The sequence below is a fragment of the Fibrobacter sp. UWS1 genome (assembly GCF_002300445.1).
GTDB classification, from domain to species: domain Bacteria; phylum Fibrobacterota; class Fibrobacteria; order Fibrobacterales; family Fibrobacteraceae; genus Hallerella; species Hallerella intestinalis.
In genome coordinates, this window is sequence record NZ_NSGW01000002.1 from 105,487 (window position 1) to 122,078 (window position 16,592).

Annotated in this window: 15 protein-coding genes; 6 read left to right on the forward strand and 9 right to left on the reverse strand. The window is 51.1% G+C overall.

Translation table 11 applies throughout. The annotated features are described in order from the left end of the window. Positions 1–150: 150 nt before the first annotated feature. On the reverse strand, positions 151–1,392 hold the full coding sequence (gene glgA, locus BGX14_RS10405; protein ID WP_073305171.1) for a glycogen synthase: 1,242 nt from the start codon (positions 1,390–1,392) through the stop codon (positions 151–153). Between the two features lie 220 nt (positions 1,393–1,612). On the opposite strand from glgA, the gene BGX14_RS10410 reads away from it, so the two are divergent. Further along, positions 1,613–1,894 carry a hypothetical protein gene (locus BGX14_RS10410; RefSeq protein WP_143159444.1) on the forward strand — a complete coding sequence of 94 codons (282 nt, stop codon included), beginning with the start codon at positions 1,613–1,615 and terminating at the stop codon, positions 1,892–1,894. 35 nt (positions 1,895–1,929) lie between these two features. Here BGX14_RS10410 and BGX14_RS10415 read toward each other — a convergent pair whose 3' ends face one another. Then, positions 1,930–2,190: a hypothetical protein gene (locus BGX14_RS10415; RefSeq protein WP_095879856.1), complete on the reverse strand. Its 261-nt coding sequence runs from the start codon at positions 2,188–2,190 to the stop codon at positions 1,930–1,932. Positions 2,191–2,210: 20 nt separating this feature from the next. Here BGX14_RS10415 and BGX14_RS16160 point away from each other — a divergent pair, with 20 nt between their 5' ends. Beyond that, positions 2,211–3,785, forward strand: a complete 1,575-nt coding sequence (locus tag BGX14_RS16160) for a fibrobacter succinogenes major paralogous domain-containing protein (RefSeq protein WP_095879857.1) — start codon at positions 2,211–2,213, stop codon at positions 3,783–3,785. A gap of 233 nt (positions 3,786–4,018) precedes the next feature. Here the strand turns inward: BGX14_RS16160 and BGX14_RS10425 are convergent, their stop codons facing one another. Next, on the reverse strand, positions 4,019–5,824 hold the full coding sequence (locus tag BGX14_RS10425) for a thioredoxin family protein (RefSeq protein ID WP_233126518.1): 1,806 nt from the start codon (positions 5,822–5,824) through the stop codon (positions 4,019–4,021). 71 nt (positions 5,825–5,895) lie between these two features. Here BGX14_RS10425 and BGX14_RS10430 point away from each other — a divergent pair, with 71 nt between their 5' ends. Genes BGX14_RS10430 through BGX14_RS10445 form a run of 4 tightly spaced genes read left to right on the forward strand, consistent with a single transcriptional unit; the run spans position 5,896 to position 10,316 of the window. Beyond that, positions 5,896–6,417, forward strand: a complete 522-nt coding sequence (locus BGX14_RS10430) for an RNA polymerase sigma factor (RefSeq protein ID WP_158223297.1) — start codon at positions 5,896–5,898, stop codon at positions 6,415–6,417. 57 nt (positions 6,418–6,474) lie between these two features. Then, on the forward strand, positions 6,475–8,640 hold the full coding sequence (locus tag BGX14_RS10435) for a hypothetical protein (protein ID WP_143394220.1): 2,166 nt from the start codon (positions 6,475–6,477) through the stop codon (positions 8,638–8,640). Between the two features lie 28 nt (positions 8,641–8,668). Further along, entirely contained in the window at positions 8,669–9,013 is a 345-nt protein-coding gene (locus tag BGX14_RS10440) for a hypothetical protein (RefSeq protein WP_073306237.1), read from the forward strand. Continuing rightward, the gene (locus BGX14_RS10445) at positions 9,006–10,316 is read left to right on the forward strand and encodes a CCA tRNA nucleotidyltransferase (RefSeq protein ID WP_233126519.1); all 1,311 of its coding nucleotides are present in this window, start codon (positions 9,006–9,008) and stop codon (positions 10,314–10,316) included. The genes BGX14_RS10440 and BGX14_RS10445 overlap by 8 nt, the downstream gene beginning before the upstream one ends. A 217-nt stretch (positions 10,317–10,533) precedes the next feature. On the opposite strand, the gene BGX14_RS10450 is transcribed toward BGX14_RS10445, so the two are convergent. The 6 genes from BGX14_RS10450 to BGX14_RS10480 form a co-directional block, all read right to left on the reverse strand. Continuing rightward, positions 10,534–12,507, reverse strand: coding sequence for an InlB B-repeat-containing protein (locus tag BGX14_RS10450; protein ID WP_095879859.1), 1,974 nt, complete (start codon positions 12,505–12,507; stop codon positions 10,534–10,536). Continuing rightward, a complete protein-coding gene (locus BGX14_RS15580; protein WP_158223298.1) occupies positions 12,504–14,003 on the reverse strand; it encodes a hypothetical protein in 1,500 nt (499 codons plus the stop codon). Before BGX14_RS15580 ends, BGX14_RS10450 begins: the two co-directional genes overlap by 4 nt. Before the next feature lie 3 nt (positions 14,004–14,006). Beyond that, the gene (locus BGX14_RS10465) at positions 14,007–14,822 is read right to left on the reverse strand and encodes a hypothetical protein (protein ID WP_143394221.1); all 816 of its coding nucleotides are present in this window, start codon (positions 14,820–14,822) and stop codon (positions 14,007–14,009) included. 150 nt (positions 14,823–14,972) lie between these two features. Then, entirely contained in the window at positions 14,973–15,329 is a 357-nt protein-coding gene (locus BGX14_RS10470; protein WP_095879861.1) for a hypothetical protein, read from the reverse strand. 11 nt (positions 15,330–15,340) lie between these two features. Further along, positions 15,341–15,643, reverse strand: coding sequence for a hypothetical protein (locus BGX14_RS10475; protein WP_095879862.1), 303 nt, complete (start codon positions 15,641–15,643; stop codon positions 15,341–15,343). Between the two features lie 18 nt (positions 15,644–15,661). Next, positions 15,662–16,573 (reverse strand): FRG domain-containing protein, encoded by a 912-nt coding sequence (locus BGX14_RS10480; RefSeq protein ID WP_095879863.1) that lies wholly within the window; start codon positions 16,571–16,573, stop codon positions 15,662–15,664. Positions 16,574–16,592: the final 19 nt, after the last annotated feature.

Sequence of the window (16,592 nt, forward strand, 5' to 3'; positions counted from 1 at the left end):
CTTCATTGAAATCCGTGGAATGCGAATGCTGCGGCAGCTTTGACCACCGGAATTTGAAATGGCGAGATAAAATATTGAGAAGGCCTCCTTGTCTTGGAAAAGGCAATTCGGCTTAAGGGAAACAGAGTTGCCCTCTAATCCCTAGCTACTTCATTTTGTACACTTTCGGGGACCTTCCGCTTTATAACGGGCAATGGTCGTCTCGTAAAAATTGAAAGTCTGCTTGGCGATGCTTTTCCAGCTGAATACATCTACCGCTCTTTGGCGGCTCGCTTCGCCGAATTTTTTTGCCATATCGGGATTGTCCAACAGGGCGTTCAGTTTGTCGGCAAGGGCGTGTTGGAAAACTTCGGGATCTTTGGGTTCAAAATTGGTCGCAGACGTCGCTTCAAATGGAACGAGGAATCCTGTTTTGCCATCGACAATAATTTCGGGAATGCCGCCGACGGCGCTGCCAACTACCGGAGTTCCACAGCTCATCGCTTCAAGATTGATAATGCCAAAGGGTTCGTAAAGCGATGGGGTCACAAAGGCGGATGCGTATGAATAGAGAACGCGCAATTCCTTGTGCTGCATCATTTCCTGTATCCAGAAAATTCCTTTTCGGGTCGCCTGTAGCGCACGGATTTTTGTTTCGCATTCCGCGGCGAGTTCCGGCGTGTCGGGCGCACCGGCGCAAAGCACAACCTGCACGTCTTCTTTCAAGTGGGGAATGGCGCTGATCAGTTGCGAAATGCCCTTTTGACGGGTGATTCTGCCGACAAAAAGGATGAACGGTTTGTTCTTGTCGATGCCGTATTTATCCAAAACTTCCGGTTCAAAAGTCGGCTTGTAAAAATCGGGATCGATGCCGTTATAAATGACTTGGACTCGATCGGCAGGAACGCCATAGAGTTCCATCACGTCCCGCTTCATTTCGTTAGAAACCGCAATCACGCCGTCGGCGGCTTCGTAAGCGGTGCGTTCTATCCAGGAACTCATCTGGTAACCGCCGTTTCCCAACTGTTCCGCTTTCCACGGGCGGTGCGGTTCCAAGGAATGGGTCGTCAAAATCAGCGGGCATTCCAGCAGGCGACTGGCGAGAACACCGCCAAAATGGCTGTACCAGGTGTGGCAATGCACCACGTCAATTTCTTGGAGGCTGCTCATCCATTGCAGATTGATGTCCAACGGATTCAGAATTTTGGACAATTTCGGATTGGCGGGCTGGGAATTCAACTTGGGTGAAAAACCGATGGCGTTTAAATTCTTTTCGGAATCGTTCTGGCTTCCGAATGCGCGCGCTTCGATTTCACAATGGTTGCGGAGTTCGCGGGATAAAAATTGAACGTGGATGCCGGCACCGCCGTAGATGTCGGGGGGAAATTCATTCGTAAGAAGAGCAACTTTCATGGGTTTAAATCTATTTCAATTTGAAGATTTGGGAAAGGAAAAAAATGACCTTGCGCGTTGTTTTTGGAAAATAAAGAAGTTTGGGCAAGGGAAAAGCGGCTTCAGTTGAGGGGGCGACCGAAAATTTTGCGATTCAAAAAATCGATTGCATTAGGAACAAGAAATATTTTCAGACAAAGAAAAACTGACGCATTACGCCATGCGCCGGTTTTGAATGTATTTGACAAAAGACGTCCCCTCCGTGGAATCTCTCGACGACCTTCCCGCTTGCACGGACAGCCGCGAGGGCGACTTGGTTCTGCTCTCCTCGCTGAACGCGGTCTATGTCTGCGACGACGGCAAGTGGGAAAAGTTAGACATCGATGACTTGCAGGAACCCTGCAGCTCAAGTTCTTCCTCGACAGAGATAAGTTCCTCGTCGGTGGAAGTCTCTTATGGCACATTCACCGATTCCCGCGACGGTCAGGTTTACAAGACTGTGCAAACCGGTGAACAAGTTTGAATTCGCCTTTCCAAAACGCGTGCCCTATTCAAAACTTAAAAACTCTGTCTGGTCGAATTCCGGCTTGGCAGAGCTTTTTGTTCGGTCATCAACTGCGCTTTGGCTGTTACCCTTTCCTCAGAAGCTTTCAAATGGGTGATTCCCTCCCCAAAGAATAAAAATTTCAGAAAATTCCGAAAAACTCTTGACAATGTTTTTTTTTTTTGTTTGTTTACATTTGGAGTGATAAAAGGGATGAAATAAAATGACAAATCGAGTCGTTGCCCAATCATCCCGGCGTGAGCTGCGCCAGGCATAATTTAAAGGAGATGGAACCATGCAAAAAGAACTTTCGTTAGCTGTCGCTACTGCATCTGCGGCGATTTTCCTCACAGCTTGCGGAGACGAGAATACCACCAACATCACGGAAACCACCGGTATCGCCGTCGTTGCAGCGGGGGATTCGCTGCCCGCTTGCGGCGAGGAGAACGTGGGCGAAATCGTCTTTGCGGAGGACTCCGCGCAGGTTTATTACTGCGCCGACGGAAAATGGACGACGCTCAAGGGCGAACAGGGCGAACAAGGCGAAACGGGGGAAGCTGGGGCTGACGGCAAGGATGGAGAGAATGGCTCGGACGGTTCCAGCTGCACAGCCATTCCGGTGGATGGCGGAATTGAAGTCCGCTGCGACGGCGAAGTTGTGGGAGTCATCGCCAACGGCAAGGATGGAACCGACGGCGAAGTGGGTTCGGATGGAAAAGGCTGCACAGCGGAAGCCATCGAGAACGGTTACAAGATTCTTTGCGGTGGCGACTCCATCGGCGTATTGCTGAACGGCGAACAGGGCGAAAAAGGCGAACAGGGCGAGCAGGGCGAGCAGGGAATTCAGGGTGAAAAAGGCCAAGATGGCGCAAGTTGCACTGCCGTAGCTTTAGAAGACAATTCCGGATTTAATGTTATATGCGGCGGCGATACCATTGGCGTATTGAAAAATGGGGAGAAGGGGAAAACCGGTGAAAATGGCTCGGGCTGCAAAATAGCCGACCTGGGCGATGGCGTTGTGGAAGTGACCTGCGGCGAAGGGGAGAACGCCTCGACGACGACTCTGTATAAGGCCATGTGCGGAGCGGCAGCCTACGATCCGGCAACGCAAATTTGCGCGGACAACCAAATCGTGGTGTGTTCGGAAGCGCTGGACGGCGAGAAGATTACGGTGAACGGGATTTCCTACCAATGCTGGGAACAGAAGTGGATTGAAGAAAAGGAGAATTGGCAATATCTGAATCCTGCGATTTCCTATGAAATGTTCAAAGACGCACGCGATGGACAAATTTACAAGTCCGTTAAAATCGGAAATCAAGTTTGGATGGCGGAGAACTTGAACTATGATTACAATGAAGGAACCGCTAAAAGTTACTGCTACAACGACGAACAGGAGTCCTGTGCCAAGTATGGTCGGCTCTATACTTGGGCTGCGGCGATGGACAGTGCCGGGGTATTCGGCGATGGCGGCAAGGGCTGCGGTTACGACGTAACGTGCTCTGCAAAGGAACCGGTTCGCGGCGTTTGTCCCGAAAGCTGGCACTTGCCCAGCGACACGGAATGGAAAACTCTGTTCACGGCTGTCGGCGGTGAGGATGTCGCCGGAACAAAGCTCAAGTCCAAGAGTGGTTGGTACAATAATGGCAACGGCACGGACGAATACGGCTTTTCCGTGTTGCCAGCGGGCAACCGCTTTGACGTTGGCAATTACTACAACGCCGACTACTACGCCTTTTTCTGGAGTCGTACGGAGCACAGCAGCGTCAATGCGTACAACTGGGACTTCTTCTACGTCGACACGTACGTGCGCTCGCAGTACTACAGCAAGGAGATCGGGTTTTCCGTTCGTTGCCTCAGGGACTCGGACTAGGGGCGGGGTAGGGCCCCCGCTCCTAGCCGTAGGCAAGGCCGCCACCCGAATTTTGCCAACCATTTTCAACTTGTTGTAGGTGCTAAATCATGGCAAATAAGAATTCAAACAAAAAGAACGAGAACGCAGAAGAAATCGTTTCCCTGATGCGTTACACGACCCTTGACAAACTGACCAAGATGATTCGGCTGGCGTAATATCCCCTTGTGAAAGAAAGTTCTCGCTTTAAAAAATTACTTCAGCGCTTTCTCGATGGCATCCGTGGTCAGGATTTCTGGCAGGACATTCCACGAAGCGGTCTGCGGTTTGTAAACAGCATAGGCGGGAACGCCGCTGCGACCCAGTTTCCGAAGCAGCTCGGTGACTTCCGGCGATTCGAGCGTATAGTCCGCCCGCATTAAAATCGCGTCGGCTTGGGCGAAAAGTCCTTGGACCGTTTCGCTCGAAAGAACGACCGCTTCGTTGGTCTTGCAAGTCAGGCACCAGTCCGCCGTCACGTCCACAAAGATTACCCGGTTCTCGTTGGCAAACGCATCAAAAGTCTTTTGGGAATAGCGATACCAGCCGTCATCACTCAGAGTTTCTTCTGCTGCAATGCGAGCTTTTTCTTTGATAGCGGTTTCGATGGCGACTTTTCCGAACAAGAACCACCCGGCTAGAAGAATCAGACAGAATGCGATTAACAAAACGGGTTCTCGAACAAAGGGCTTGTCGGGTCTAGCGATTTTGCCGAAAGCCAGGGAGAAAAGGATGGCGATCACGCCAAAGCCGAGAATGATGGCGGCTCCGGACGAACCAATCATTTGGAATGCGACCCAGACGAGCCAGATAGCCGTTCCCAGCAGAAAGACTCCCAAAATTTTTTGGAAAATCGTCATCCAGTTTCCGGGTTTCGGGAGAATTTGGCGAATCTGGGGAAAGATGGCGACCAGAATGTAGGGGAAAGCGAGTCCGATGGCGGCGACGGTGAAGAACAGGAATAGAATGGACGTGCTCTGCGTAAAGGCGAAGCCCATCGCCGTTCCCAAAAAGGGCGCGGAACAGGGCGTGCTCAAAAGGACCATGAGAATGCCGCTGAAGAAGGCTCCGGCTAAACCTTCCTTGCGGGTAGCCGCATCCATGCGGGTCAGCGTTTTTCCGGGAAGGAAAATTTCAAAGGCGCCGAACAGGTTCATGGCGAATGCGGAGAGTAAAACAACCATAAAGGCGATGAATCCCGGGTTCTGGAATTGAAAACCCCAGCCCGCGTTTCCGCTGCCCGCTTTGATGAGGGCGACGATTCCGGCGAGAATCCAAAAGGAAATCAGTACGCCCAGAACGAGCGCGCCTGTAAGAAGCCAAAGCCGTGAGCGGGTTTCTTGGGCGTTGCGGATCAGGCTGAAGAGCTTTAAAAAGAGGACGGGCAGAACGCAGGGCATCAAATTCAGAATCAGCCCGCCGACAAAGGCAAGCAGCAACAGCAGCGTTAGGGATTCAGAATCGTTTTTTTTTGAAGGAGAGTCGAGCGCGGGGGAAGAAAGAGAACTCTGTCCCAAGGATTTCAGCTCCAGAGAGGCGTGGACGGTTTGCGGAGCTAGGCAAATGTTGCTGCAAGCCTGGTATCCGAAATCCAGATTGGTCGTGCTCGTGTCGTAATCGGCTTCAAGTTTTTGGATGGGGATTTGAACGGTCAGCGTTCCTTTGAAAACCAGATTTTCCAAATCCAGCGCTTCGCTGTATTCTTTAATGGGTTCCGGCCAAATGGGGTCGCCAAATTGGATGCCGCGCGCTTGAATATTCAGGGTGGACGGCTTTAAAAAATCGTCCGCGACAATGTTTGCATTGACGTGCCAACCGTCGGGAATGGTGATTCGGACGGAAACGAGAGAGCCTTCCCGGGTCGTTTCTTCGGGATAACGGATTTCCACTTTGGGCGGCTGCATCCCGTTGAGATCAATGGATTCAAAGCTTTGCGCAGAGGCGAATGCGGCGCAGAGAAGAACGCCGAACATCAAATGCGACCAAATGGTTGCCAAAGTTTTTTTTTCGTTCGTTTTCAATCTAAAGCTCCTGTTGAAAATATATCTTTTGCACTGTCGCTTTTCGTATGTCTGGGAATGGACGGAAATATATGGCCAGCATTCAAGGGCCTGTTCGCAATCAAGATATATTGAATTTCTGGAATCGACATCGGTTTCAAATTTACAAATTGTGCAAGAATAAATTGCATCCCGGGATTGCCCTTCAGGATTTGATGCAAAATGTTTACTTGCGACTGCACACGCACTTTGAAGAGGTTAGGGAGCTGCAAAATCCGTCCGGGTGGCTGTTGCGGGTCGCCGAAAATCTTTGCAATGACGAACTTCGCCGACTTGCCAGGTCGCAGCGAGTTTGCGAAAGCTATTTCCATTACGAAGTCGAGCTGTCCGCCAAGAACGATAAGCAACTATTTGATGAACAGCAGGTGAATTCTATGCTGAACGGCATTTCGCCGAATTTGGGAACATTGGTCGATTTGCATTATTTAAAAGGATTTTCCATCAATGAATTGTCTGGGATTTCGGGAATCAGCCGCTCGACGATTGCCAAGCGATTGACGACTTCTGTAGGAAAAATGCGGGAAAATGTGGGGAAAAAGATGAAAATGTCTTGATTATTTTGGTAATATTGGAGTGTGAACATCATTTTCCGCTCTATATTCTTTTTTTGGGTGGCTCACGCGCTGGCCGTGGAAAGCTGGAATACTTTTGCCCGAACGACGGCGTTTTATGAAGCGGCGCTGGCCAATCGGACTCTCATTTTGGCGACAGACGGCGGCGTGCGATTCATTTATTCGAATGGTGCTTCCGAGGTGTATTCTTCGGAAAATGGCTTGGAATCGTCCGAGATTTACGGCGTTGTCCACACGGCCTCCGGGGAAATTTTTGCCGTTTCTTCCTTGGGAGTTGTTTCGCATTTTTTGGGAAACGGCAAGTTTTTGGTGCATAATCGTTCGTTCGCCTCTCTGGGGACGACTCTTGTGCCGGGCTTGCTGGAATCGAGCCATTCGATTTTGGTGATGGGATTTCGGGACCGCATTGCTTTTTACGACTATTCGCAGGGAAAATTTGTGATGAGCGTTGCGCGCATCGCCGATGTTTCGCTAAAATCCAGATCGCCTTCGGCTTTTTTGGTTCGCGGGGATTCCCTTTTTGTCGCTTTGGGAAATTCGGTCTATGTCCGCGAAATGCAGTGGGACGCCATGCGGCAGGATGTTCTGTTGTCCGATCCGTCTTCGTGGGATTTGGCGGCGACATTTGCGAGCGGGGATTCTTCGCTCACGGAAATTCAACGGATGGAATTTGACGGAAAAAAATGGACCGCCGATTTTAAAAAGACGCTCTCGCCGATTGTCGCTTTGGGAGACACCCTTTCGTCTAAAAAATTTCCATCCCTCTGGAAAAAGGACAGCTCCAAGGTTCGCCAAGTGGTGGAAGATGGAGAAATCGCGTATCTGGTTGGAGCGGACTCCGCTTGGGTCTATGACGGGGGAGAAGTTTCCAATGTGTCCGAGTGGTCGGAATGCCCGCTGGAAAGGCCTTATGTCATAACGCCTTTTGTGGGCGGCGAAGGCGGCATTACGGCGTATTCCGAGGGGGGCGATTTCGGCTGGAGCGATGGCGAAGGCTGGAATGCAAACCCGTCGCTCTCGGATCTTCCCTATTATGGAGGGACGGAACCCACCAGTCGATTGCTGAAAAATCTTTCTTCCTTGGCGGATCAAAAAACGCTGGTCGGCATTTGGGGCTTTGGCTGGCGTCTTTATTCGGGGAACGGTTTGGGTCTGGAAGAAAATATCTCCATGCAAAATGCCGGTTGCGTAGAAACCTATCTGCCGAATTACATTGTGCCGGGTGGAGTGACGGCGGCTCCTGATAGCATCGGTTGGCTGGTCAGTTATTGGGGAAAATCCAGCTATGGCATTGCGTATATCGACGAATCCGGCAATGTGAGCTGCGTGAATCAGGCCGGAACAGGGAAATTTGCGGGACCTTTGATCGCCGCTTTTTCGGAAGATAGTTCGGAGTGGGTTCTTTATTCGGGCGCAGGACTTACGGAAGGAGTGGAAGGTTACGGATCGTTGGATATTTTCCGCTTAAAACCGGTTTCGCAAAACGGCGGAGAACTCTCTGTGATTTCCAAAGAGAACGTTCCGACTCCCGGGCATTACGCGCTTATCGATATGGATTTGGAAAAGTCCGGAAGGCTTTGGGGAATCACGTATGCGGACTTTGCCTATTGGGAACCGGGAATGGACTCCGTCCAGGCTCCGCACAAAACGCAGTCTTACGAGCAGGCCAGCCTTTCGTCGATAGCCATCGATCCGAATGGGCGTCTTTGGCTGGGGACGATCGGGAGCGGCGCCTACATGATTCAAAAAAAGGGGGGCAGCCCCGATACTATGAAAACGACAAAGTTCGTCAGTCGGGACGGTTTGCTGAGCGACATTGTTTTTGATGTGACTGTAGATGGCAAATTGGGTGAAGTGTGGTTTGTGCACAAGAATGGACTTTCCCGCTACGCAAGGACGGATTTGCGGGAAACGGGGAATTACATGACATCGGAAGGTCCCCAGATCAAAGTCTATCCGAATCCGGTTCGTTTTGATTTGAACCAGTCCCTCGTGTTTGAAAATGTGGCGGAGTCCGCGGTCATTTCGGTTTACAATTCGGGAAAACATCTGGTCCGCTCTTTTTCGGGCGGCGAGCTGGATGGCGGCAAAGTCGAATGGAATGGGGAAGACAAACGCGGAGTTCGCATTGCGCCGGGAGTTTACCATTACATCATCAAGAACGGCGGGAAAACCAAAAAAGGAAAAATTCTGGTTGTTCACTAGGAAGCGTTCAATTTCTATAATATCACCGATGAAATACGTTGCTTTTCTATTTGTTCTTTTCGTGTTGCTCGGCTGTGCGTCGCAGCGGCAAAAGCCCGTTTGCGCAGAAATCGAATACCGTTTGAACCATACGGCCATGTCGCCGGATCAGCGGGAATGGACGGCCGAAGAACTGCGCCAGTGCCAGGCCGAACAAGAAGAATACGCCAAGTCGGATTCGCTGACGAACAAAATCAAAAAGAGCATTTACGAAATGTATGCGGATTCCCAAAAGGATTCGTCGGCACAAGACGGTTTGAAAAGGGTGAACACGGACTCTCTAAAGACGGATTCCTCGGCGACCCGTTCGGAAAATCCGGATTCCGATGAATAGCGAACGGATTCAACACGACATTCCCGAACGCCTGATGCGCATTGCGGAGCGGATCCGTTCGGCGGGAGGCCGATGCTATCTTGTCGGCGGTTTTGTTCGGGATGCGCTGCTAGGCAAGTCTTCTCGGGATTTTGACGTGGAAGTGTACGATTTGGAACAGCAAGCACTTCTCGCCATATTAAAGGATTTTGGGCGTCCCAACTTGGTGGGCAAAGCTTTTGGCGTTATTCATCTGGTCAGTCGGGGATTGGACTTGGATTTTTCGTTTCCGCGGACGGAGAGTAAAATCGGGGAAGGGCACCGCGGATTTTTGGTGCAGACGCATTTGCATTTGTCTTTTCAAGAAGCGGCGCGTCGCCGCGATTTTACGGTCAATGCCATGGGGCTTTCGCTGCCGGATTTGCTTTTGTCCGATCCTTACGGCGGAAAAAGCGATTTGGAAAAGGGAATTTTGCGCCATGTTTCGTCGGCGTTTGCCGAAGATTCCCTTCGCGTTTTGCGGGGCGTTCAATTTGCGTCCCGGTTTTCGCTGCGGCTTGCGCCGGAAACGGCGGCACTTTGTCGCGGTCTGTCGCTTTCGGATCTTTCTCCCGAACGGATTTTTGAAGAGTTCAAAAAATGGTTGCTGAAACCGGGAACTCCCAGTTTGGGGCTTCAGGCGTTTCGAGAAATGCGTTTGGAACGTTTTTTTCCGGAAATTCGCGGGCTGGGCCCTGACTGTTCCGACGAAAAATTGGGAGCTTTGCTGGACGGCGTTTCCCAAAAGTTGCCGCAGCTTCCGGATTTGGATTCGCAAGAAATTTTGGCGTTTACGGCGTTGCTTTCCGGGGCGGAAAATGTGCAGGCGGTAAATCGCTTTTTGTCGCGGATGACCAACGAAGTCTCGCTGTTAAAAAAATGTCCGCTTTTGTTTTCGTTCTTGCCCGACTTGCTTTCTCGCGCCAGCAGCCCGCAAACCGGTTTTGACGATGAATTCCTTCGCCGGGCAGCAGTAAAGCTTGGCGGTCTGAAATTGGCCGCGCTCTATTTGCCATCGACGCCGCTTTTAACGGATGCTACTAGGGAGCAAGCCGCAGAAATTTTTGTGTCGCGGGCAAGTGCGCTTGGCGTTTTGGACGCTTCGCCAGAGCCGTTTTTGAAAGGGGCGGACTTGATTCAAATGGGGCTTCGCCCGGGGCGTTTTTTTGGCGAGCTAATCAAAGAAGAATTTGAATGGCAACTGCAAGGGAAGATTTCTTCCCATGAGGAAGCTTTGGCTTTTGCCAGAAATCGTTTGGAATGTGGAAGAGGGGCTAGTGATTAGGGGTGGGGGTGCTCCGACTAGTTCGACTGGTTCAGCAGGCTCACCAACCGGCGGTTACCGAGCTTGCCGAGGTGCATCAACCATGGTTCGACAAGCTCACCAACCATGTACTTTGTCATTGCGAGCTGCGTTAGCAGCGCGGCAATCTTAGGCACATTGAAACACGAAAAAGCCTCCGGGGAGAATCCCGGAGGCTTGAAATGTGATTTGCCGAGAATTACTTCACACGGATTTTCTGAATTTCCTTGCCCACGCGGACGATGTAAGTGCCGGCGTTTTGCAATTCCATGGAAAATTCCGGGGAGTTCACCACACCGCGACGCAGCACGCGGCCTTGCAAATCGAGTACTGCAAAGGCGGAGCCGATGCGGGCGTTCTGGATTTGGAGAGTGCGGTTTTGAACGTGGAGATTGAAGCGGGGATGCGCGCTAAAGTGGAGAGCATCCGGATCTTCAGAACTGGAAGAACTCGACACGCCGCTGGAGGAACTGGGAGCTTCCGAGGAGCTGGATGCAATCACGCTCGAAGAACTCTGCACCGCCGAAGAGCTGGATTGCACAACCGCCGAGCTGGACGACATAATGCCGAACGAACTCGATGATACGGAAGAACTGGAGGCGATCATGCTCGAAGAACTCTGCATCGCCGAGGAGCTGGAAGCGATTGCACTCGAAGAACTTTGTGCTACGGAAGAACTGGACCCCTGCGAAATTGCCGTGCTGTCGAATACCGCCGTATAGATCGCATTACCGGTAACCGGCACAATACTCGGACTCCAGCCTTTAAATGTGTAGTCGTATTGAGTGGAAGAGGGCTTGGTTGGAGTGTTGCCGTTGTATGCCGGAGTTGCTCCGTAGCCAACCTTGGTACTTTGTAATGTCGTGAAACCATTCCTGAAAGTGACCATAAAGGTCTTCAGGGAACTGTCGAATACCGCTGTGTAGGTCGCTGGCTCCGTAGCTGTCGCAAGGTTCGGGTTCCAGCCATAGAATGTGTAGTCGTATCCTGTGGTGGAGGCCTTGGTCGGCGTCTTGCCCATATATTTAGGAATACTGCCGTATTTAGCGACTGAATTTTGCAAAGTGTCGCCGTCAGCATTCAAAAAGACGATAGTAAGCTTGCTATACTTGGCTGACAGCGTGGTATTTCCCGTAAAGACGGTAGTCGGTTCTACCCGTGAGTCAAGCGAATCAAACCAGCCAATGAAATAGAATCCCGAATCGGGAGCGGGAGGTTCCGGGACAGAGTCCAACCCACCAGCCGCATTTGTCGGACGGCTTGCCCAAAGGTTGCCTTCGGTGTCCATAAAATCAACAATATATAGAGAATCGGACTCTAATGCATAATAAGCCGACACCTTTTTGTCGCTGGAAAGCGTGGACTTTTCCGAGAATATATTGCCGTCGGTATCGAGCCAGGCGACAAAGACATAGCCCGAGGCGGGTTCGGGAGTTTCGGGGAATTGAACGACCCCTTTGTTGTTGGAATAACGGTTAGTGGGTACGCCTTCGTCATCGAAAACGACCTTATAGATTGCCTTGTTCTGAGCATCGGCAAAAATGGGATAGCCGCCGTTCCGGCTCCAGATTTTGCTGTTTTCTTCCGTGCCCCCTGTGGAATTGAGCTGCCAGGCAAACAGGTCACGCTGCATATTGGCGGTGGAAAAGCCGCCCACATTGATTTTGCTGGCCGAACTATCGCTGCCAATGGCTGCCAGAGAAAGGGAGTCCGAATCAAAATAGACATTTTGCAAGGAACCCTTGCTTAACCCCACCAAGGCACCGGCGTAACCAACAGTATAAGAGTTGCTCGTTTTAAAGGAATAAGAAACGGAATCCGTCGCACTGTAGGCGTTTTTGATGGTCATACCGGAATCCAAATACCCCGCAAGTCCGCCTGCATAAAGAAGGTGTCTATAACTGCTGTTAGGAGACACTGCGCTGGTATCCTTGGCACGAACACTTCCCGTATTGTATGAATCCAGAATCTGCCCTTTGTAGCTCCATCCTATGAATCCACCCACATAGGAATATAAATTGGTATTGGAAGAAGAGGTCGAGACGGTCCCTGTAATGTTTCCGCTGTTTTGGGAGTTGCTGATGGTCACCGTGCTGCTGGAAGAGGCGTAGCCCACGAAACCGCCGGAGTAGGAGTGGGAGTAGGAGTAGGAGTAGGAGGAGTTTGCGCTCACCGCCCCGCGTTCGTGGAATGGCTGATGGTCACCGTGCCGTTGGCGTCGCCCACGAAACCGCCGGAGTAGGAGTGGGAGTGGGAGGAGTAGGAGGTGGAGTTTGCGCTCACCGCCCCCGCGTTCGTGGAATGGCTGATGGTCACCGTGCCGTTGGCGCCGCCCACGAAACCACCGGAGTAGGAGTCGGAGTAGGAGTAGGAGTAGGAGTCGGAGTTGGATCTGGAGTTTGCTCTCACCGCCCCCGCGTTCGTGGAATGGCTGATGGTCACCGTGCCGTTGGCGCCGCCCACGAAACCACCGGAGTAGGAGTCGGAGTAGGAGTAGGAGGTGGAGTTTGCGCTCACCGCCCCCGTGTTCGTGGAGTTGCTGATGGTCACCGTGCCGTTGGCGCCGCCCACGAAACCACCGGAGTAGGAGTCGGAGTGGGAGTAGGAGTAGGAGGAGGTGGAGTTTGCGCTCACCGCCCCCGCATTTGTGGAGTTGCTGATGGTCACCGTGCTGCTGGAAGAGGCGTAGCCCACGAAACCACCGGAGTAGGAGTGGGAGTGGGAGGAGTAGGAGGTGGAGTTTGCGCTCACCGCCCCCGCGTTCGTGGAATGGCTGATGGTCACCGTGCCGTTGGCGCCGCCCACGAAACCACCGGAGTAGGAGTCGGAGTAGGAGTAGGAGTAGGAGGTGGAGTTTGCGCTCACCGCCCCCGTGTTCGAGGAGTTGCTGATGGCCACCGTGCTGTTGGAAGAGACGTAGCCCACGAAACCACCGGAGTAGGAGGTGGAGGTGGAGGTGCTCACCGCCCCCGTGTTCGAGGAGTTGCTGATGGTCAGCGAATCCGTTGCATATCCCACAATTCCCCCGGCATAACGCTTCGACTGAACAGAATCGCCCATAAAGGAAACGGAGTCCATTACGCCCGAAGCCCGCCCGGCTATTCCCCCTGCGCTTCCTCCGTGATAATTTCCCTTTGCCGAAGTTACCGAACCCGCCGCCGAAATGTTTCGCAGGTTTCCCCGGCTATAGCCTGCAATCAATCCCACATTGCTCACCGAATCATTGGTGTAAACGGAAGCCCTCTGCAAGGACAGGTTCTGCACCCAGCCGTCGCGGGCAATCACGCCAAAAAGCCCCAAGTTCAGCGTGTCCGTCGCTTTCGTACTGGAATCCTGGACTTTCATCCCATAAATCGCAAATCCCCGCCCATCTAGAACGCCTTCAAACGCCGTGGAGGTGTCCTTGCCAATCGGGATCCAACTCACTGATGCCAAGCTTGCCGTATCTCGCCCAAACACAATGTCGTTGTCCAGCACCGCGTTGATTGCCGTGCTGCCCCCATTTACCTGTTCCGCAAACCAGGCAAGCTCCTCTGGCGTGGTAATCTCGTAAAAAATCTTCCCGCCGATTTTTCGGGTCGATTCGGGTTCGCTGGTGCCGCCCGTCCAGGCGGCAAAGGCCTGTATCGTCGCCACCAACAGAAAGAGGAGTATTTTGGTGTATCTCATGGGTTATTTCTCCTTATTTTGAATTTTCGCGGAATCGGGGGCAATTTGCAACTGAATATCCCCGGTGACAAAAAAAGTTTTTGTTTCGTTTATTTCAATCGACGACGATGGCTTTTTTTCTGACTGGCTATTTGAAAATTCGCTTTTCATATAAGCACCGAACCCAAATAAGCAGATTAGCCCGAAGAGCATTAAAGCGGACATGACTCGCCAAAAGCTGCAGCAATCATTGTCTTTTTCGTTTTTGTCGTCTTTGCTTTCAGAATATTCAGAGGGCGGTTTTCTATACGGCAAATTCAAAAATTGACAAAAACATTCTGCATCTTTATGACAACGGACAATTTTGCCCACAACAAAGCTGATGATTCCATAAATGGCGACAGTAATCCCTAAAAAGACAAGCACACTGCAACACAACGCCAAATAATCTTTAAAGGCTGCTAGGTTATCGCTTAAGAAACCTTTGAAAATAATGCAAAAAGCCGCAACCAAACAGAGCAAAACCAAGAACAACTTTCCAACAAAGTGGGGCGTTGACTCATACTTCGCCCTGTTCCACTCAAATTTCAAAAGCGTGGAAACGGCAGAATCGATGTTTTTTAGGGTAAGAAAATTTTTCTTCTGCTGCAATTCCTCCAACTCGTCAAGAATCTTTCTATCCTCTTCATCATTCGGATTCAAGCGACATTGAAAGAAGCATTTAGCTTCATGATAAGAATGGAATACGACCGGGAATATGTCTTCTTCGGGTTGCTTATCCGATTCCGGTAAAGTGGTTCGCTGATACAGCCGGTGCAACGCCTGCAAGCCGTCCCGCAAATCGTCCCTCCATTTCTTGCGTTCTTTGGTGATATTGTCCACCCGAATGCGGTTGTCGGAAGTGTTCTTGGTCACTAAAGCCGTGAACAGGGAACCGCTAAAAAATCCAGCGATAACAGTAAAAATGTTGTCCATATTCCAGCCCTACATCTAAAAGTCGTCCCCATCGGCGGAAACTTTTTTCACTTTGAAATCGTCATCCGTTTCCAACCGAATTTTTCGCCTAGAAAAGAACGCACCCGAAATCAGTAAGGCATTTGGATTGTTTTGCTCTAAGGTAAAAGAATTCCTCACGTAATAAAGTTTCGCATCCACGGGAACTTTTTCCATATTGACGAATACATTGTATTCATTGAATTCGTCTTCTTTGCCTTCTGTCTTTTTCCGATAAAGATGGTTTTCCGTCCCTCGGATTTGGAAGAGAATCTTTTTGTCCTCTACCGAAAATTTTGTGACTATGGCGTAAATGAAATAAGTTTGGGAGGTTTGTGGAGAATTTTTAGGCACTACAAGTTCTCCTAATATAAAGTGATTTTATGAATCTCTACGGAGCTATCATAGAATTTCCCTTCATCCACTTCTACCAGAATCTTTTGGTTATTGCCTTTGGCAATCAGCAGCGTTTGAAGCTCCCACTGGCGCCCATCTGTAGGGACCTTAAATTTGTCAGAAATTTCCTTCAGTTCGGCTTTGTCGTTTTCATTCCAAAACACGTTATATGTTTTCTCACCCCGTTCCAGATAGTAGCCGTCCACGCCCCGAATGGTAAACGAACCATCCGAAGACAGGGTTTTCACGTAGCATTCGATTTTATAAGGCATCCCTTCTCCTTTTGACAATTACTCGTTCCAAAAATCTTCCGAGTTCAATCTTAGCCGGGTTCCCTTCCAGTCCGGATACACCACGTCCGGCGTCATTCCCAGCATTTCCAACTCTTCCAGCAGACGCTTCTTCGCCTGTGCGGGGACCCTGACCTTTCGCCGGATCATTCCGTCCTGCGGGTCGTCTTTCCACTGGGCGAGCTTTGTCCTGTCGCCATCCATTCCGTAAATCAGGAACGCCCCCTGCTGCGCTCGGACGCGGGGGTTGTCCAGTAGCGGGTGGACGCAAAAAATGCTCTCCATATCCTTTTTGTCTATCCATTTTTCGAAATAGGGCTTTTCCGCCCGGATTTCATGGACCAGGTGCTGGATTTTTGAATCCGTATTGAACGCCTTGCGGTTGTTTTCTTCGTCTGCCCGGAGGTTTCGGATGTCCAGCCCCTCCTTGTAGTCGTAAACGGCGATGTTGGCGACGACGCTCACCGCGTCCGAATGGAAATTCTTGATTTTGTGGTCCGGCGCTTCATAGACATAGATGACGCCATCCGCATTGCCGAATTCCTTTTCGGTCATGCCGTAATCGGGGTCGATGTAGCAAGCGAAAAACAGGGATTGCAGGGCGCTGGTCGTAATGTCCAAAAGACGGGTCGGAATCCCGTAATGCTGCATGAGCACCAGGCGTTCAAAGGTTGATTTGCATCTGGCGAACTCGTCCGGAATGCGGCGTTCCGTTTCGCGGAACAGCTTCGCTTCCTTTTCCATGTTTCTTCTGCCGATGCCCGGCGTCGCCCCCGTACTCCCGAAATCCTTTCCTTCCCCACGAAAATAATAGCGCACACCCGAACGACGGTTCCCGCACACGTCCAGCCCGTAATGTTTGTAGTGGTTCAGGCATTCAATCCAGTCTGCGATCGAGCGAATTTCGTCCATTTCAGTCCTTTGCCGGTGC